Genomic DNA, 17,494 nt, shown 5'->3' on the forward strand with positions numbered 1-17,494 from the left:
CCGCGCTCCGGCGGCCCCGTGGCGGGGCGCCGAAGCGGGTTCATGCGGCGAGGACGATCGCGTAGGCGAGGAAGAACAGGGCGACCAGCACGGCCAGCACGACGATGATGACGAGCGGCCCCTTGCCCCAGCCTCGTTTCAGCGGGCGGTACGGGCCGGCGCCCGAACTGGTGCTCGACTCGGCCGGTGGTGTCTCTCCGGGCTGTGTGGCGCCACGCGGGTCCTGGCGCGGATCCGGGTCGGGGTTGTAGGCGGCCATGTCGCACTCCTTTCCGCTCCCGGGCGGGTGTGACGCCCTGCGGCTGCCCCCGGATGCGCCGAACATGCCGCCCCAGGGTGGTCAGGCCGCGCCGAAGACGAGGGTGAGTTGCGCGTCCAGCGAGGCGACGGCGTCCTCCTCGGCGTACTGCCGTGACAGCAGCTGCATGCCCAGGCCGTCGACGAGCGCCATCAGGCCGAGCGCCGCGAGCTCGGGGTCGGTGGTGTCCGCCCCGGCCGCCCGGAGCTGCTCCGCGAGGAACCGGCGCATCCCCGCCGAGTCCTCCCGCCGGCCGGCCTGGATCGCCGGCTTCACCGCGGCGTACGCCAGGAACGCGAGCCCGACGTGGCCCTCCAGCCGTCGCGTGTCGTCGAGCGGCAGGATCTGGAGGAGGACGCTTCGGACGAGTTCGCGCGGTGTCGTCGGCCCGGGCGCCTCCTCGGTGCGGGCGCGGATCCGGTCCGCGACCATGCCGAGCGCGAACGTCATCATCTCGTCCTTGGTGCGGAAGTAGTGCTGCACCATCCCGGTCGAGACGCCCGCCTCGGCCGCCACCTGGCGCAGGCTCACGCCTTCCAGGCCGTGTGTGGCGGCCAGCCGCATCAGGGCGTCGGCGAGCAGCTCTCGGCGTTCACGATGGTCGACCTTGCGTGGCATACGACCACTTTACATTGCACCTGTATTGTCATGGCTATACATTGCAGTCGTACTGGAAAGGGTGTGGTCGGGCATGAAGGGCGTCGTCGGCAGTCACGTGCTCGACCTGAGGGCGATCGGCGGAGGGCACCAGGACCTGGTGGGCGGCAAGGCCGCCGGTCTCGCCGCGCTGATCCGCCTCGGCGAGCAGGTGTCGGACGGCTTCTGCGTGACGAGCGACGCGTACGCGAGCGGCGAGGTGCCGCGCGCCGAGGTGCTCGCGGCGTACGACCGGCTCGGCGGCGGACCGGTCGCGGTGCGCTCCAGTGCCACCGCCGAGGACCTGCCGCACGCGAGCTTCGCAGGCCAGAGGACACGTACCTCGACGTCACCGGCGGCGAGGCCCTCATCGAGGCGATCGAGGGCTGCTGGGCCTCGCTCCACAGCGAGCGCGCGACCGCCTCCCGCGAGGCCAACGACATTCCGCACGACGGTGTCCGCATGGCCGTCGTCGTCCAGCGCATGGTCGACGCCGACGTCGCGGGAGTGCTGTTCACCGCCAACCCGCTGACCGGCTCGCGCGGCGCGAGCGTGGTCGACGCCGCCCCGGGACTGGGGACGGCGGTCGTCGACGGCACGGCGGCGGCGGACCACTACGTGCTCGACGGCACGCAGGACGGGGAGCGCGGCTGCCTCACCGTCGGCGCGGAACTCCACGCGAAGGGGCTCGTCGACCGACCCGACGACGTCATGTTCCTCGAACTCCCCGAGCTGCGCGAGGTGGTGGCCTCCGAGATCGATCTACGCGACACGATCGCCACCCGGCGTGCGGAGTACGCGCGCGAACTGCGCCGTCGCACGGTCCCGGTCGCCCTTCTCTCGGACGGTACGGACGTGGAGACGCTCCTGCCCGCCGAGCCGTCCGACGGCCGGTCGCTCACGGGCATGGGCGCGGCGCCCGGTCGCGTCACCGGCCGCGCGCGGGTCGTCCGCAACCCCTCCGACGCGTCCATCGAACCCGGCGACATCCTCGTGGCCCCGACGACCGACCCCGGCTGGACCCCGCTGTTCCTCACAGCCGGCGGCCTCGTCACGGAGACCGGCGCGGTAATGGCCCACGGCCCGACGGTCGCCCGCGAGTACGGCATCCCGGCCGTCATCTGCGTCCCGAACGCGACCACACGCATCGCCGACGGGCAGCTGATCACCGTGGACGGCGCTACGGGCACGGTCACGCTGGAGGGGTAGAGGGCATGCCCCGGAAGGGGCCCGGGCCTCCGCCGACGCGCGGGAGAGGCGCCGTCGACAGGGGCGGGTTGGGGCCGTCACACTGTGTGCGGAGGTGACGCGGGTGGCGGAATCGGTGGAAATGCGGGACGCGGTTCGGGAGACGTACGGGCCGGCCGACCTCAGTTCGGTCCCGGTGTTCGCCGGAGGGTTCATCAACTTCGGTTACTGGCGGTCGATCGACCTCGCCGGGCCGCTCTCGGTCGACGATCGGGTGCGTAGTCAGGAGGACATGTACCGGCGTGTGCTCGACGCCGCCGGACCGCTCGCAGGTCGGCGGCTGCTCGAGGTCGGCTGCGGGCTCGGCGTCGGGTGTGCGCTGGCTCTGCGGGAGTACGAGCCGGCGTACGTCACCGGCATGGACATCCACCCGCAGCAGCTGGACCGCGCCCGCCACGCCAACGCGGCCCTGCTGGACGGCTCGCCGTCGAAGCTCCGGTTCGTCCGGGGTGCGGCGGAGGGCATGCCGTTCGGGGACGGCGAGTTCGACCGCGTCCACAGCGTCGAGGCCGCCCAGCACTTCGACGACCTGATCGCCTTCGCCCACGAGACGGCGAGGGTCCTGGCGCCCGGTGGGAGGGTGGCCGTCGCGAGCTTCTTCACCCCGGACGACGACCCGGGCCACGGCGCGCGCCTCGCGGCCCTCCTCGACTCGTACGCCGACGGCCTTGACATCGCCCGGCCCGTCACCTTCCTGACGGAGGCGTTCACCCGGGCGGGCCTGACGGAGGCGCGGGCCGACTCCATCGGTCCGGAGGTGTGGGAGGGCTGGGACCGGTGGCTGTCCGACCAGTGGAAGCCGGGCACATGGCCCCGTAACTTCCTCAAGGCCTACCAGGAGGGCGTCCTCGACTACTACGTCGTCACGGCCGCCCGCCCGAAGGCCGCCGTCAGCGACGGCGGAAGTGCCGGCGCCAGCTGAGTCCGCCAGGAAGCCGCACGGACGCGCTGCTTCCGCCTCCGCTGTGCCGGGTGATGTGCGCACGGCGAGGGCCGAAGCTCAGCGACCAGCCGTGTGTGCCGATGTTCAGGCGGAGCAGCTTCGGGATGAGCGTGACCTGCTTGTGGTAATGGATCGACATGTCGGCCTCCTTGTCACCATGCTGCGCGACGGTCGCCGCGGGCCCGTCACGGCCACGCCACGGACGTGTCACCGCCTCGGCGGACGACCGGCGGGCGCGGGCACTCCGGCAGCGACGGGCGGTCCAGGGTGCGTACGGCGGGGAGCCAGGCCGCCGGGGGAGTGGAACCGGACGGCAGGCGGACGCGGAACCAGCGGGTGGACCAGCGGTCCTCCTCGTCGATGATGGGCTGCCCGTCGGCCAACTGGCAATCGCTGACGAGGACATCGCCGTGCCACACCCGGGTCGGGACGACATTCTCCGCGGTGTACGGCTGCGTGGGGTCGATCGCCAGGCCCAGGCTGCACTGCCGGTCCCGGTCTGCCCGCTCCTGACAGCCCCGCTCCGCGTTGAAGACCCGGACCGTGCCGGCCGTCGCGCCCGCGTGGCCCGGCGGCTCCGCCGAGTTCACCCGTACCGCGTCCGAGCACAGGGTCGCGCCGGCGATCCCGCACAGGGCGGTGGCGAGGACGGCGGCGCGGGCCCGGCCCCGCCGCCGCACGGCGTCCGTCCCGGGCGTCCGCTCGGCGGCGATCCGGGCGAGCAGGCTCTCGGCGGTGTGCGGGGCGCGCGCCGCATGCGTCGGGGCGAGGCAGTCGGCGGCCAGTTCGCGCCAGAACGGTGGCACGGCGTGGTCCATGCGCAGCGGGGCCCGCCCCTCGCCGTACTCCTGGACCGCGGCGCCCCGCGCCATGGGTGTGGCGCCGGGGAACGGTGACGCGCCCGACGCGAACACCTCGTGGATCACGATGCCGAGGGCCCAGATGTCGGCGCTCGGCCGGACCCGCACGCCGAGCTCGCCGAGAGGCGCCCTCCAGCGCTCGGGCGGGAGGTAGTCCAGGGTGCCCATGGGCGGCGCGTACCCGTGTGTTCCCGTCAGTTCGGTGGCGAGGCCGAAGTCCGAGAGCTTCACCGAACGGTCCGTGCCCAGCAGCACGTTCTCCGGCTTGAGGTCGGCGTGGACCCAGCCCGACCGGTGGAGATGGGCGAGCCCCTCGCAGATCCCCTCGATCAGCCGGCCGCGATCGGCCTCGGGCACCCCCGCGTCGACGAGTTCCCGCAGGCTGCCGGCGGCCCGTTCCATGACGAGCACGATCGCGCCCTCCAGGGAGGGCCGGTCGGGGGCGGCGAGAACGAACGACTCCAGGAGGCCGATCAGCCGGGGATGCCCGGCCCTGCGCCCGAGCTCGACCTCACGGCGCGCGGACTCCACGATCCTCCGCGCCTGCCGCGGCGCGAGCCCGGCCGTCGGCATGATCTTGAGCGCGACGTCGGTGGGGCCCGGCGGCCGGTCGGCGGCGGCCCCGCCGGTCCGGTCCGGGTGGCCGCCGGCCGGTCGCGCCGCGTAGACCGTGGACCAGCCTCCGGCGCCGATCACTTCGGTGACCACCCAGTCGCCGACCCGGTAGCCCGGTGGGAGCAGGTCTGTCCGGTCGCATTCGGTGGTGCCTCCCGGGCCGTGCGGCGGGCTCATCGGGCGGCCTGCCGCTCCCGCCCGCCGGACGCCGCCAGGGGCGGGAGCAGCGCGAGGTGCTCCTCCCGTACGAGACCGAAGCGCAGCGCGAGCCCGACGATCTCCTCCCGTTTGCCGTTGCGGCGGTCACCCTTGCCGGGGTCGTGGGCGTCCTGGACGCCGATGCGCAGCTTCTCCTCGGCGAGGTAGTCGATGTGCGAGCTGACCGCCCGCGCGGTCAGCGTGCCGCAGGTGACGTGCCCCCGGAGCCGCTCGACGATCTGCGGCGTGGTGGGGACCGCCACGCGGGACTGGTCGCGCAGACGCGGTTCGCAGAGGGCGACCAGGACCAGGAAGTACGTGGCCGTCTCGTCCAGGGAGTACGCGGTGACCGTACGGTTCCCCCAGGGGACGCCCATGGCGTCCGGGTCCAGATAGGCGTGGTCGGGGGCGAACACCTGGAAGGAGACGGTGACGTCCCCGCGCGTGGGCAGCACCACCCGGGAGAACTCGAAGGGGATCGGCGCCCCGACCCGGCGGGGCGGAACCCTGAGGTATTCCCCCGCTCCCTCCGGGTTCTCCACGAGATAACTATGGGTCGAACTGTGGTTGGTCAGCTGCCAGTGGTCGTCGGTCACGCGGATCTCCCCGGCGAGCCGGGAGATCGCCGGATCGGCGAGGCACAGCTCGACGGGGACCGTCGCGGAGCCCCGCCCGAAGCGGGCGACCTCCCCGGGGCCGAGCCGTAACGTCACCGCGTCACCGTGCGGTTCGCCGCCGTCGGCGCCACCGCTTCCCTGCGGCAGATGGACGACTACGCCACTCACCGCTCCCCCCGTTCCCCGCGTCGCTTGTCGGACCAGCGGAACGATACTCATCTCTCAGGGGAGTTCACCGGCGTCCTTCGGCCACGTCGGCCGGAACCGCCCGCAGGGGGAGGCCACGGAGGGGGAGAGCGCCTGCCGCCGGGGCGCGGACGCCTCGTCCAGTGCGCGCAAGGTGGGGAACGTCACCGTACGGGAAGGCCGGGAGCCCAGGTCCGGGCAGTTTCGCGACCCGGACGAACCACCGAGGCCCCCGCTCACTTGGCGAGATCCGCGCGCTCCCTCACAGCGCGGGGCTGCCCGACACCACGGGCGCGACGGTGTGCTCGCCGAAGGACGTCCACGGCTGCCAACCACCGCTCGGCCGCTCCTGGACACGCGTGCGCACCCGTCCCGCGACGGTGACCGCGAAGACGTGCAGCCGCCCGGTGGAGTCGGGCGCCGCCGTGGGCGTGGCGGCGAGCCGGATGCCGGGCTCGCCGAACTCCCCGCCGGGATGCCAGTCCCCGCCCGGAGCGACCTGCCAGCGGTGGTCGAGCCGGGCGCCGCCGGGCGTCAGCGAGAACGCCTCCAGCCGGCCGTCCGAGTTGGCGGCGAACGCCGGGGCGGCGGCGCTCCAGCCGAAGAGCGGCAGCCACTCGCCCCAGCCGCCGCTCGGCACGGCCTGCCGCCGGACGAAGGTACCCACCCCCGATGGGCCGATCGCGGCGACGGTCAGCCGACCGCTGCCGTCCCTCGCCACCCGGGGCGCGGCCCCGGCCGCGGTGCCGAACGGGTGCCAGGCCGCGGCCCAGGAGCCACCGGGGGCTTCCTGCCAGCGGTGGCGGATCCCGGAGCCGCCGGGGGAGAGGACGAACACCTCCAGCCTGCCGTCGGCGTTCGCCGCGACCACCGGCGGCGCGCCCGCCGCGCCACCGAAGCCTGGCTCCCACGGGTCCCAGACCGGCGAGCCGGACGACCGCTGCCGACGCCGCGCGAAGGAGCCGCCGCCGGGGCTCGACGCGAAGACCTCGAGCCGGCCGTCGGCGTCGCGGGCGACGGTGGGCGCGGCGCCGGCCGGGCCGCCGAACTCCTCCCAGGCGTGCCAGCCGCCGTCCGCCCGCTGCACCCGGTGGTGCAGGTTGGCGCCGCCCGGGGCGATCGAGAACACCTCGAGCCGGCCGTCGCGGTTGCGGCCGAGCGTGGGGACTCCGCCGGCCGGCCCTCCGAAGGGCTCCCACTGCGACCAGGTGTCGGTGTACGGGTCGGTCTGGACGCGTCGCAGCATCGAGCGGTCGGCGGCGTCGAGCGCGAACACCGTGAGGCGGCCGGCCACGTCGAGGCCGGCCACCGGGTTGTCGGGGCTCTGCCACGGCGGTGGCGTGTCCCGCCATACCAGGGGCGCCACGTACAGCCCGTTCCGGAACCATCCCGCGGCACTGGCGAACCACTCCTCCCCGTCGCGGACCACCTCGACGGCGTGCCCGGGCACATGCCCGGCGTACCCGGCGAGTTCGAAGTGGAAGGGGTTTCGCGACGCGAGGACGTCGGTGCCCTCGTAGCCGTTGCGCGGACCGATGAACAGGTAGTACCAGCCGTCCCGTTCGACCACGTACGGCGACTCCGTGACCGAGACGGTCGCGTCCGTGCTCGCGTCGGTGAACGCGACGTCCGGCTCGCTCCAGCGCAGCAGATCGGCGGAGCGCCGGTAGGCCACGACATGGTGGCCGCCCGCGCCCGAGAGTTCGGTGTAGTACATGACCCACTCGCCGCCGACCCGCAGCACCATCGGGTCACGCGCCGCGAGCCCGCGGAAGAGCGGGCCGGACGGTTCACGGGTCCAGGTGAACAGGTCGGTCGACGTGGCCAGGTTGATCGCGGCGCCCTGCGCGCCGCCCGCGGCGTAGAACATCCAGAACCTGCCGCCGGCCTCGACGACGTGAGGGGCCCACAGGTGTTCCTCGCCGAAGTAGGACGGGTCGACGGTGAGCGCGTCGGCGTGGCTGGTCCACGGCCCGAACGGGCTCGGCGCGGAGGCGTGGGCGAAGGAGACCTCCGCCGTGCTGTCCGGCGACTCGCCGCGCGGCGCGCTGTCCCCGACGATGCTGAACAGGTGCCAGCGGCCCTGCGCCTTCACCAGCGTGTGATCGTTGAGATAGCGCGGGCCGGCGGAGGTGGACGGGTCGTGGACGTACGTGAAGGGTCCCGCACCCACCCAGCGCGGGGGCGGTCCGTCCTCGAAGGACGCGGCGGTGGCCGGCCCGGCGCCCAGGAACGGGAGCGCGCCCGCGCCGGCCGCACCGCGCAACAGGCTCCGTCTGCTGATCGGAAGCATGAGTCCCTCCGGAGAGACCGCGCGGCCGGCCGTGCCGCCGACGGGGCACGGCCGACCACGGGTCGGATGTATGGGGCGGACCGGTCAGCCGACGGGCGGGCCGGCGCTGTCGTTGAGCCAGAGCCACTCGGACCAGCTCGCGAAACCGGTCTGCCATTTGTGGAAGGTGCCGACGTTGCTGGTGCCGAAGACTTCGATCCGGCCGTCGGCGTTGGTCGCGGCGGTGACCTCGGTGCCGCCGGTGCCGAAGGCGGCCCATGCGCTGAAGGGCGCGTTGACGGCGGTCTGCCAGGAGTGCATGGCGGTCGTGCCGTTCATCGCGTAGACCTCGACGCGTCCGTCGGCGGTGCGTTCGCTGGTGAGCTGGGAGTCGGCGGGTCCGCCGGTGCCCTCCCACTGGGACCAACTGCTGGACCCCGTCTGGTACTTGTGGAAGACGCCGGCGGGTCCTGAGGCGAAGACCTCCAGCCGGCCGTCCGCGTTGTGGTCGACGGTCAGATCGTGACCGCCCTCGCCGAAGGTCTCCCACGCGGACCAGCCGCCGTTGGGAGCGGTCTGGTACTGGTGCTGGAAGACCGTGCCGTTGAGGGCGAAGACCTCCAGGCGCCCGTCGGGTGACTTCTCCATCTCCACCCGGCTGTCGGCGGGGCCGCCGCCCGTGAACTCCCATTCCGACCAGGCGCCGTTGGGGGCGACCTGGTACCGGTGGAAGAGCCCGGCCGGACCCGAGGCGTACACCTCGATACGGCCGTCGGCGTTGACCCCGGCCGCGGTGTCCCGGCCGCCCTCGCCGAAGGTCTCCCAGTTCGACCAGCCGCCGGACGGGTTCAGCTGCCAGCGGTGCTGGAAGGTGTTCCCGTTGAGGGCGAGCAGCTCCAGGCGGCCGTCGGCGTTGGGCGCGAGGGCGAGTTCGGCGTTGCCGGGTCCGCCGAGGGACTCCCAGGCCGACCAGTTCCCGTTGACCTCCTGCTGCCAGGCGTGGTGGATGCCGTCGGCTCCGGCGGCGAAGACCTCGAGGCGCCCGTCGGCCGAACGGGCCGACACGACCCTGCCCGACTCCGCCGGATACACCAACGGCTTGGGCTTCGGGCCACTGCCCGGGGTGCAGGGCAGCACCACGCCGCGCTCCGCCAGGTGGACCTCGGGGTCGACCCCCCAGGAGGCGGACCGGTCCCCCCAGATCCGCAGGTGGAGGTGGGGGCCGGTGGACTGCCCCTCGGAGCCCATCAGGGCGATCTGCTGGCCGGCCACGACGCGGTCGCCGGCGGAGACGTCCCGCCGGGACATGTGCCCGTACTCGGAGATCCTTCCGTCGGGGTGCTGGATCCGGATCCACTGGCCGTAGCCGGGCTCGCGCCCCGAGATGGTCACCTCGCCGTCGCCCACGGCGTAGATCGGCGTCCCGACCTTGTTGGCGATGTCCACGCCGTTGTGGTCCTGGTGGTAGTGCTGGGACACCATGCCGGCGGCCGGGCAGGCCGCCGCGGAAGCAGCGGCCGCGGCCGGAGCCGCTGTCGGAGCAGCAGCCGCGGTGGCCGGTGCGAGCGACGGCGGCAGCAGCGCGGCTGTCGCCGCGAGTACACAGGTCAGTGCGCGTCGGGAGAGTCCACGAATCACGAGACGCTCCTCCCCTCGGCGGTCTCGGGGTGAGTGGGACGGACGTACGGTGGCGAAGGGCCCGGTCACGCCTTGCGCAGCCGGCCGATGATGCCGTCGATGTCGCGCACGAGCATGTCGTGGCGGATGAAGTGGCCGCCGGGCAGTTCGTGCGCCTCGTGCGGGATCCCCGCGTTGCCGAGGAGGTGGCGGAACTCCCGCTGTCCCGCGAGGACCTGGGTCTCGTTGGCCGTGTCGAACCAGTTGATCGGATCCGGGCTGGTGCCGGCGACCAGGAAGACCCGCTTGTTGCGGTAACTCTCGATCCGCTGCACCGGGTTGTCCGCGTTCACCCGGGCCTCGTCCCAGAACGGCGCTCCATAAACCGTGCCGCCGTTCAGGTCCAGGGCCGCGGAGGAGACGTTCGCCCAGTGGACCACGAGGCCGTTGTCCCGGCGCAGGCTGGCGGGGCCGGAGTGGGCGCTCACCGAGGCGAAGTGCCCCCAGTACTTGGCAGCGTACTTCAGCGCGCCGAACCCGCCCATCGAGAAGCCCGACACCGCTCGGCCGTCGTACTCGGCGAAGGTGCGGAAGTTCGCGTCGATCCACGGGATCAGCTGGTTGATGTGGAACGTCTCCCAGTTCCGCGGACCGACGTTGGAGCTGACCGGGTTCGAGTACCAGCCGGCGTGCCCGCCGTCGGGCATCACGACGATGATCGGCTTGCCCGCGGTCCACTCACGGATGCGCTCGCGGTCGAAGGTGATGAAGTCCTGGTCCGTACCGCCGCCGTGGAAGAGGTAGACCACGGGGTACCTGCGACCGCTCCAGTGGTAGTCGTCGGGCAGGAGCACGTTGACGGCGGGGTTCCAGCCGATCGCGGCCGTCTGGAACCGGTAGTACCACATGCGGGGGTCGGCCTCGCCGCGCTCCACGATGCGCAGGCCGTGGCCGTCGCCGACGGCGGCGGCCGTGGTCGCGGTGGCGAGGACGCCCGCGCTGCCGAGTGCCAGCGCGGCCGAGAGGCCTCCGGCGGTCTTCAGGATGTTCCTACGGGTGGGGTGCTGCGCGCTCAACGTGTCCTCCTGGTCCGGAGTGTGACGAGATGTGCCGGGCGCAGCGGAAGTCCCCCGTTACGCCGCTTCAGACCGTGCACGGACCGGCGGTCGGGCCGTGCGAACGGGCGTCTGGAAGGTAGCAACGGCACGGGGGCCGGGAGACCCCGGAAGGTTACGGACTGACAGGCGGGAGCGCGTCGGCTAAGGGCGGCCAGGGCGACCCGGGGCACGGGCGGTGTCATCGGGATTTCATCGGTCCTCCTTACCGTGGCCGCGTTCGCACGAAGGCCCGTACCCAGGGGAAAGGACGGCTCGATGGCGCGGAGGAGATGCAGAGCGAGGCTGCCGGTGGCGGTGATGGCCGCCGTGGCGGTGATGAGCACGATGGCGGCCACCGGGTCGACGGGCACGGAGCCGGGCGCCGCCGAAACCGGGCCGGACAAGCCGACGATCCGCTACACCGAGTACGGCATCCCGCACATCATCGCCTCGGACTGGGAGGGGCTGGGGACGGGCTACGGATACGCGGCGGCCAAGGACAACATCTGCACCCTGGCCGACACCTATCTGATGGTCAACGCCCAGAGATCCCGGTATCTGGGGCCCGACGGCAGGGCGAGCCCGGGTCAGAACCAGAACAGCACCAGCAACCTCAACAGCGACCTGTACTTCCAGCGGATCAAGGACAACCGGGTGGTGGAGCGGCTGCTCGACCAGCCCGCGCCCGACGGTCCGGAGCCGGAGGTCGAAGAGGCCATCCGGGGCTACGTCCAGGGATACAACAGGTACCTGGCCGAGACCGGCGTGAACAACATCTCCGACCCGGCCTGCCGCGGTGCGGCCTGGGTGCGGCCGATCACGGAGCTGGACGTCTACCGGCACGCCCACGCCGAGATCATCATGGGCAGCGCCGACGCTCTCCTTGACGGTCAGGTGAACGCCGTACCTCCGGGGGCCTCGGCCGCCGCCCCCGCCACGAAGCCGGCGTCCTCTCCCGCGCGGACCGCGGCCAAGATCCGCGACGCGATGGCGGTGAGCCGTCAACAGAGCATGGGCAGCAACGCGTTGGCGGTCGGTTCGCAGGGCGTGTCCGGTGGCACGAGCATGCTGCTCGCCAACCCGCACTTCCCGTGGCAGGGCAAGAACCGGATGTGGCAGAGCCACCTGACGATCCCGGGCAAGGTCAATGTCTCCGGGGCCAGTCTGCTGGGACTCCCCGCGGTGAACATCGGCCACAACGACGATGTCGCCTGGAGCCACACCGTCGCCACCGTGGCTCCCTTCGGGCTGTTCGACGTGCAGGTGGATCCGCTGAACCCGACCATGTACCTGGTGGACGGCGCCTGGGAGCGGATGACGTCGCAGAAGGTCGTCGTCGACGTACGGAACGCGGACGGCTCCCTCTCCCAGGTCGCCAGGACGCTGTGGTCCACCCGCTACGGCCCGGTCACCACCTCGATCCAGGGTCAGGCGTTGCCGTGGGTCGTCAGCGCGCACGCGGTACGCGACGTGAACATGCACAACCTGCGGGCGCTCAACACCTGGTTCCGCCTCGACCAGGCCAAGGACGTCCACGACGTGGTGAACACCCTGGAGACCACGCAGGGCGTGCCGTTCTTCAACACCCTGGCCTCCGACCGCAAGGGCAACGCGCTGTACGCGGACATCCAGGCCACGCCGAACATCACCGACGAGCACGCGCGGTCGTGCCTCACCCTGACCGGCCAGCTGCTGTTCAACCAGTCGCTGCGGCTGCCGAACGTGCCGCCGATCTCCATCCTCGACGGCAAGCGCAGCGCGTGCGACTGGCCCGACGACCCGAACGCGGTCGCGCCGGGCCTCCTCGACCCGCACAAGCAGCCCCGTCTGATCCGGTCCGACTTCGTCGGCAACGCCAACGACAGTCCCTGGCTGGCCAACCCCGAGCAGCCGCTGACGTTCCCCCGCGTGATGGGCGACATGGCGGCGCCCCGGAGCTTGCGTACCCAGGAGCTCATCCTGACCGCGCGGAACCGGATCAACGGGACCGACGGCCTGCCGGGCAGGGGCTTCACCCCGGAGACCATGGGGAAGCTGCTGTTCGCCGACAACAGCAGGGCGGCCGACCTGGCCCTCGACGCCACGGTGTCGATGTGCCAGAGCCAGCCCTTCGGCGTGATCCTGGTCGACGGCAATCTCGTCAACGTGAGCGAGGCGTGCCCGATCCTGGCCGCCTGGAAGAGCCACGACTACACGTCGGACAGCCGGGGGTCCCTGCTGTTCGCGAACTACTGGTCCTTCCTGCTCAACGGACAGGGGATCGAGAAGCTGCCGTGGCGGGTTCCCTTCGACCCCAAGGACCCGGTGCACACGCCCAATTCACTGGATTCCGGCAGCTCCGCCGTCCGTGACGCGTTCGGCCGCGCCGTTCTCGCGCTCCGTAAGGCGGGCATCGCCCTGAACGCCCCGCTGTCGGACGTCCAGAAGGTCAGCCGCGGCAGCGAGCAGATCCCGATCCACGGCTCGATCGGGCAGCTGGGCGTACTGAACGTGATCACTCCCGGCCAGTTCGACGGAAAGCTGGACATCGTCTTCGGCTCCAGCTTCATCCAGACCGTGCGGTTCACCGCCGAGGGTCCGCCCGAGGCGCTCTCCGTCCTGGCCTACTCCCAGTCGGCCAACCCGAATTCTCCGCACTACGCCGACCAGACCAAGCTGTTCTCGGCCGGCAGGTGGGTGACCGAACGGTTCACCGAGGAGCAGATCGCCGCTTCACCGAACTTGCAGATCAAGGTTCTCGACTGAGAACGCCGACCACCTCACAAGGGGGAACGCAGTGACAAGGAGAGCGAACTGGCGGCGGCTCGCGGTGGCGTGGATGTTCGCCGCCGCGGCCATGGTCGCGCCGACGGGTCCGGTGCAGGCCGCTGACGGCGGCACCGCACCGCCACCGATGTCGAACGGCTTCGGCCTGACCCAGGTCGGCACGGCGACCGGAAGCGCCACCAACTTCTACCTCACGGTGACCACGCCCGAGGTCGCGGGCGAGCAGCACATCAAGATCATTCTTCCGAGCGGCTACCACGACGATCCCGGCCGGCGTTACCCGGTGATGTACTTCCTGCACGGTTCACCCGACGACCCGGTCCAGCAGAACTATCCGGCGCTGTCCATGTCGGACTCCATGATCACCGTCATCCCGGACGGCGGCGCTCGGGGCTGGTACGCCAACTGGCTCAACCAGAAGACCCAGGCCGGCGCCCAGAACTGGGAGAACTTCCACCTCAAGCAGGTCATCCCGTTCATCGACGCGAACCTGCGGACCATCGCCACCAAGAAGGCCAGGGCCGTCACCGGCGTCTCCATGGGCGGGTTCGGGGCCTTCCACTACGCCCAGGTCCGGCCCGACCTGTTCAGCCAGACGGCTTCCCTGTCGGGGGACATCGATCTGTCCGCCCGGTCCATGGACCTACGGCTGGCCGTCGTCGCCTCCCTCATCGACGCCCAGGGTGTGGTCTGCGGCTCGGCCTCCGGAGCCTGCGACCCCAACGACTCCCCGTACAAGCCCGGGGTCGACAGTGACGCCGCGTTCGGCTCGCCCTACCCGGTGTTCAACGCCGACTGGCGGTGGAACGAGGTCGACCCGTCCCAGCACATGGACCGGCTCGCCAAGGGCGGCGTCGGGGTCTCCATCTACGTGGGCAACGGCAACGGCTCGATCACCGATCCGGAGTTCTGGGTCCAGGGCGCGGCGCAGAACGTCAAGGCCCGCATGGACGCCCTGGGCATGTCCTACTACTACGTCAACTACGGCGACGGTTCCGGCTGGGGCACCCAGTGCAACGGCGGCCACAACGGCGGCTGCTGGGAACAGGACCTCCGGGACCTGATCCCCCGGCTGGAAAGGGCCTTCGCCTCCTGACCGGCGTACGCCCGGCCCGTACCCGACGGCAGACGCACGCGTCGTCGGGTACGGGCCGGGCTTGTTGTCGCACCCTGGCCGGACAGGACCTAGTTGATCGCGGGGCCGGCGTCGTTCAGCCAGCCCCACTCCGACCAGCTGGCGAACCCGGTCTGCCAGCGGTGGTAGACGCCGGCGTGGCTGGTGCCGAAGACCTCGATGCGGCCGTCGGCGTTGTTGCTCGCGCCGATCGCCGTGCCGCCGCCGCCGAAGGTCTCCCACTGGGAGAACGCGGCGTTCGGGCCCGTCTGCCAGGCGTGGCTCGCCGTGGTGGCGTTGATCGCGAACACCTCGACCCGGCCGTCGACCGAACGCGAGGCGGCCAGCTCGGCGGCGGGGATCCCGCCGGTGTCCGTCCACTGCGACCACGAGGTCGGGCTGGTCTGCCAGCGGTGGAAGACACCCTTCTCGTTGGAGGCGAACACCTCGAGCCTGCCGTCCTGGTCGTGGCTGACGGTGACGGCGTGTCCGCCGTCGCCGAAGCCCTCCCAGGTGGACCAGCCGCCGTTGGCGGAGGTCTGGTACAGGTGCCGGAACGTCGAGTCCGACAGGGCGAACACCTCAAGCCGCCCGTCGGGGGCGGTCTCCATGGCGAGTCGCGCGTTGGCCGGGCCACCGCCACCGCCGGCGCCCACCCACTTGTCCCAGCCGCCGCTGGGCGCGGTCTGCCAGCGGTGGAAGACCCCCTCGGCGTTGGAGGCGAACACCTCGATACGGCCGTCGGCGTTGTTGCCCGCCGCCAGTCGGTACCCTCCGGTGCCGAAGTTCGCCCAGCTGGACCAGCCCGCGCTGGGCCCGGTCTGCCACATGTGGTCGAACGTGCTCGCCGACAGCGCGAACAGCTCCAGCCGGCCGTCCGCGTTGGACGCCACCGCCAGCTGCGCGTCGCGCGGACCGCCCGCGAACCGCCACGGCGACCAGTTGCCGTTCACCTCGGTCTGCCAGGAGTGGTACACGCCGTCGGCACCGGCGGCGAAGGCCTCGAGCCGGCCGTCCGCGGACCGCCCGGACACCACCCGGCCGGAGGCGTACGGGTGCTTGGGGCCTTTGCCCGTGGCGGACCACAGCGCGTTGGCGATCAGCGTCGCGTCGCCCGCCTCGATCCCGTACAGGTGGCGCAGGTCCTCGCGTGGTTGCTGCACCCTCCAGCACACCTCGCCGATCGCCACGTTGTTCCACGAACCGCCCTGGAACTGCTGTTCCATCGCGTTCAGGAAGGCGTTGGTGGCGTAGACCGGGTCGAGCCGCTGCTCCCGGCTGCCCCACCAGTTCTGCTGCTGGAAGAGGCCGAGGCTGGTGTGGTCGACCATCTGGGAGTAGTTGTTCATGCTGCTCTCGACGATGATCGTGGCGATGGCGATCGCCGCGGCCCTCGGGTTGAGCCCCCGGTCCTTCACCGCCTGAGTGACCATCCGGGCGCAGGACATCTTGTACGCGTCCAGGTAGCCGGCCATCTTCGCGTTCAGCTGCGGGTTGAGCTGGTCGGCCATGATGCCGTCGGTGGCCGACGGGCCGGCCGGATCGCACGGTACGGTCGGAATGGCCATGCCCTCCGGGCCTTGGAAGTACCGCGAGACGCCGAACCGGTCATCGCCCGGGCGCGGAACGGGCGTCGGCCGGGCGACACCGACCTGGGTGGTCATCCCCATCACCAACGCCCAGACACCGGCCACGACGGCCAGTCTGGTGAGCACACGGAATAAGCCATGTCTTGCCATGGAGTGCCTCTCTCTCGTGAGGAAGTGAAGTCCGCCGCGTTCAGGCCAAGGGGGTGAGCCCGAGGCCGGCTTCGTCACCGCGCAGGATCATCTGCCGTGTACGCCGCAGCATCCGGCCCGGAGGAACCCCCAGGTCGTCGGCGAGACGGCGGCGGGCGCGGTCGAACACGGTCAAGGCGTCGGCCTGACGGCCGTCGAGGTACAGCGCCCGCATCAGCGTCGCGGCCAACGGCTCGTTCAAGGGGTGCGCCGAGGACAGGGCGAACAACTCGGCGATCGCCTCCGCGTCCTGGCCCAGTCGCAGCTGCCACTCGGCCTTCCGCCGTACGAGGGCGATCCTGCGCTCGGTGAGCCGCAGCCGCTCCAGTTCGGCGAGCGGCCCGGGCAGGCCGGCCAGCGGCTCCCCTTGGAACAGCTCAAGTGCCTGGGCACACAGGCGTACCGCCTCGGTCGGTTCGCCCGCTCGACCGGCCGCCCCGATCTCGCAAACCAACTCCTCCATGCGTGCCACGTCGACCTCGACCGCACCGGGGACCAGCCGGTAGCCGTGCCGGGCGTGCTCGATGACCGAGTCAGGACCGTCCCCGACGCGCAGGGTCTTGCGCAGCCGGTAGACGTACACCGGCACGACGTTCGTGGCGGGCGGCTCCATCCCCCATACGTCGGCGAGGAGTTCCTGCCGACTGAGGGTCCGCCCCGCGCACAGGGCCAGGGCCGCAAGGACGGCTTGCTGACGCAGATGGCCGAGGTCCAGGGGCCGCCGTCCCTCCTGCCACGCCCGCGGTGGTCCCAGGAGGGAGATCCGTATCCTCGGTCCGGCAGCCCGACCGACGGCGGTGCGCGGCAGCGGGTTCACCGGCCGCGTGCGGGGGCCTCGTCCTGGGACGACCAGACCGCAGTCGAAGGCGTGGACGATGGCGGCGGCCCGGTCGCGCAGACCGAGTTTCACGAGGATCCGCGCGAGGTGTCCGGCCACGGCGGACTCGGGGACGGCGAGGGCGGCGGCGATCTCGTCGTCCCGCAGGCCACAGCCGACCGCGGCGAGCACCTCGCGCTCCTGACGGCCGAGCACGGCGGCAGTCGGGCGGTCGGTGGTGACGGTCGTCGGCATCACTGCTCCCCGGGTTCCGGCCTGGTCGGTCTGGCGGGCGCCGTCGACAACGTAGAGGCGGGAACGTCATGCAAGGCATCCGGAACGATCCGGAGTGACACGAGCGACCGGGACGGGTGGTCCGACGAGGGGTGCGGCGGGGCCGCCCGGGCGTGCTACCCGAGACACGCCCCCACC

14 protein-coding genes and 1 pseudogene are annotated in these 17,494 nt (G+C 71.9%); 5 read left to right on the forward strand and 10 right to left on the reverse strand.

Features of this window, described 5'->3' with window-relative positions:
- Positions 1 to 40: 40 nt before the first annotated feature.
- Complete coding sequence (locus ACWF79_RS25030; RefSeq protein WP_453730374.1) at positions 41 to 259, reverse strand: DUF6480 family protein; 219 nt, start codon at positions 257 to 259, stop codon at positions 41 to 43.
- A gap of 81 nt (positions 260 to 340) precedes the next feature.
- On the reverse strand, positions 341 to 916 hold the full coding sequence (locus tag ACWF79_RS25035) for a TetR/AcrR family transcriptional regulator (RefSeq protein WP_453730375.1): 576 nt from the start codon (positions 914 to 916) through the stop codon (positions 341 to 343).
- Positions 917 to 989: 73 nt separating this feature from the next.
- Here ACWF79_RS25035 and ACWF79_RS25040 point away from each other — a divergent pair.
- The 3 genes and pseudogenes from ACWF79_RS25040 to ACWF79_RS25050 all read left to right on the forward strand — a co-directional run.
- A pseudogene (locus tag ACWF79_RS25040) lies at positions 990 to 1,253 on the forward strand (hypothetical protein); the annotation flags it as partial.
- Positions 1,254 to 1,312: 59 nt separating this feature from the next.
- Positions 1,313 to 2,143 (forward strand): PEP/pyruvate-binding domain-containing protein, encoded by an 831-nt coding sequence (locus ACWF79_RS25045; RefSeq protein WP_453730388.1) that lies wholly within the window; start codon positions 1,313 to 1,315, stop codon positions 2,141 to 2,143.
- Positions 2,144 to 2,246: 103 nt separating this feature from the next.
- The gene (locus ACWF79_RS25050; RefSeq protein WP_453730376.1) at positions 2,247 to 3,104 is read left to right on the forward strand and encodes a class I SAM-dependent methyltransferase; all 858 of its coding nucleotides are present in this window, start codon (positions 2,247 to 2,249) and stop codon (positions 3,102 to 3,104) included.
- On the opposite strand, the gene ACWF79_RS25055 is transcribed toward ACWF79_RS25050, so the two are convergent.
- The 6 genes from ACWF79_RS25055 to ACWF79_RS25080 form a co-directional block, all read right to left on the reverse strand.
- Complete coding sequence (locus ACWF79_RS25055) at positions 3,073 to 3,264, reverse strand: DUF4236 domain-containing protein (protein ID WP_453730377.1); 192 nt, start codon at positions 3,262 to 3,264, stop codon at positions 3,073 to 3,075. The genes ACWF79_RS25050 and ACWF79_RS25055 overlap by 32 nt on opposite strands.
- A gap of 46 nt (positions 3,265 to 3,310) precedes the next feature.
- Positions 3,311 to 4,777 carry a serine/threonine-protein kinase gene (locus ACWF79_RS25060; RefSeq protein WP_453730378.1) on the reverse strand — a complete coding sequence of 489 codons (1,467 nt, stop codon included), beginning with the start codon at positions 4,775 to 4,777 and terminating at the stop codon, positions 3,311 to 3,313.
- Positions 4,774 to 5,583: a serine/threonine protein kinase gene (locus tag ACWF79_RS25065; protein ID WP_453730379.1), complete on the reverse strand. Its 810-nt coding sequence runs from the start codon at positions 5,581 to 5,583 to the stop codon at positions 4,774 to 4,776. Before ACWF79_RS25065 ends, ACWF79_RS25060 begins: the two co-directional genes overlap by 4 nt.
- A 280-nt stretch (positions 5,584 to 5,863) precedes the next feature.
- Positions 5,864 to 7,894, reverse strand: a complete 2,031-nt coding sequence (locus tag ACWF79_RS25070; protein ID WP_453730380.1) for a family 43 glycosylhydrolase — start codon at positions 7,892 to 7,894, stop codon at positions 5,864 to 5,866.
- 84 nt (positions 7,895 to 7,978) lie between these two features.
- On the reverse strand, positions 7,979 to 9,511 hold the full coding sequence (locus ACWF79_RS25075; RefSeq protein WP_453730381.1) for a peptidoglycan DD-metalloendopeptidase family protein: 1,533 nt from the start codon (positions 9,509 to 9,511) through the stop codon (positions 7,979 to 7,981).
- A 65-nt stretch (positions 9,512 to 9,576) separates the two neighbouring features.
- Entirely contained in the window at positions 9,577 to 10,566 is a 990-nt protein-coding gene (locus ACWF79_RS25080; RefSeq protein ID WP_453730382.1) for an alpha/beta hydrolase, read from the reverse strand.
- A gap of 297 nt (positions 10,567 to 10,863) precedes the next feature.
- On the opposite strand from ACWF79_RS25080, the gene ACWF79_RS25085 reads away from it, so the two are divergent.
- On the forward strand, positions 10,864 to 13,332 hold the full coding sequence (locus ACWF79_RS25085) for a penicillin acylase family protein (protein WP_453730383.1): 2,469 nt from the start codon (positions 10,864 to 10,866) through the stop codon (positions 13,330 to 13,332).
- A 73-nt stretch (positions 13,333 to 13,405) separates the two neighbouring features.
- Positions 13,406 to 14,449: an alpha/beta hydrolase gene (locus ACWF79_RS25090; protein WP_453730389.1), complete on the forward strand. Its 1,044-nt coding sequence runs from the start codon at positions 13,406 to 13,408 to the stop codon at positions 14,447 to 14,449.
- Between the two features lie 89 nt (positions 14,450 to 14,538).
- Here ACWF79_RS25090 and ACWF79_RS25095 read toward each other — a convergent pair whose 3' ends face one another.
- Both ACWF79_RS25095 and ACWF79_RS25100 read right to left on the reverse strand, forming a co-directional pair.
- Entirely contained in the window at positions 14,539 to 16,206 is a 1,668-nt protein-coding gene (locus ACWF79_RS25095; RefSeq protein ID WP_453730384.1) for a peptidase M23, read from the reverse strand.
- A gap of 40 nt (positions 16,207 to 16,246) precedes the next feature.
- The gene (locus tag ACWF79_RS25100) at positions 16,247 to 17,317 is read right to left on the reverse strand and encodes a BTAD domain-containing putative transcriptional regulator (RefSeq protein WP_453730385.1); all 1,071 of its coding nucleotides are present in this window, start codon (positions 17,315 to 17,317) and stop codon (positions 16,247 to 16,249) included.
- Positions 17,318 to 17,494: the final 177 nt, after the last annotated feature.

The organism is Streptomyces sp. NPDC054975 (genome assembly GCF_053609105.1).

Bases quoted from the DNA above. Each gene is read 5' to 3' on its own strand.
- ACWF79_RS25030 (WP_453730374.1), bottom strand. From the start codon at position 259: ATGGCCGCCTACAACCCCGACCCGGATCCGCGCCAGGACCCGCGTGGC.
- ACWF79_RS25035 (WP_453730375.1), bottom strand. From the start codon at position 916: ATGCCACGCAAGGTCGACCATCGTGAACGCCGAGAGCTGCTCGCCGAC.
- ACWF79_RS25055 (WP_453730377.1), bottom strand. From the start codon at position 3,264: ATGTCGATCCATTACCACAAGCAGGTCACGCTCATCCCGAAGCTGCTC.
- ACWF79_RS25060 (WP_453730378.1), bottom strand. From the start codon at position 4,777: ATGAGCCCGCCGCACGGCCCGGGAGGCACCACCGAATGCGACCGGACA.
- ACWF79_RS25070 (WP_453730380.1), bottom strand. From the start codon at position 7,894: ATGCTTCCGATCAGCAGACGGAGCCTGTTGCGCGGTGCGGCCGGCGCG.
- ACWF79_RS25085 (WP_453730383.1), top strand. From the start codon at position 10,864: ATGGCGCGGAGGAGATGCAGAGCGAGGCTGCCGGTGGCGGTGATGGCC.
- ACWF79_RS25090 (WP_453730389.1), top strand. From the start codon at position 13,406: ATGTTCGCCGCCGCGGCCATGGTCGCGCCGACGGGTCCGGTGCAGGCC.
- ACWF79_RS25095 (WP_453730384.1), bottom strand. From the start codon at position 16,206: ATGGCAAGACATGGCTTATTCCGTGTGCTCACCAGACTGGCCGTCGTG.
- ACWF79_RS25100 (WP_453730385.1), bottom strand. From the start codon at position 17,317: ATGCCGACGACCGTCACCACCGACCGCCCGACTGCCGCCGTGCTCGGC.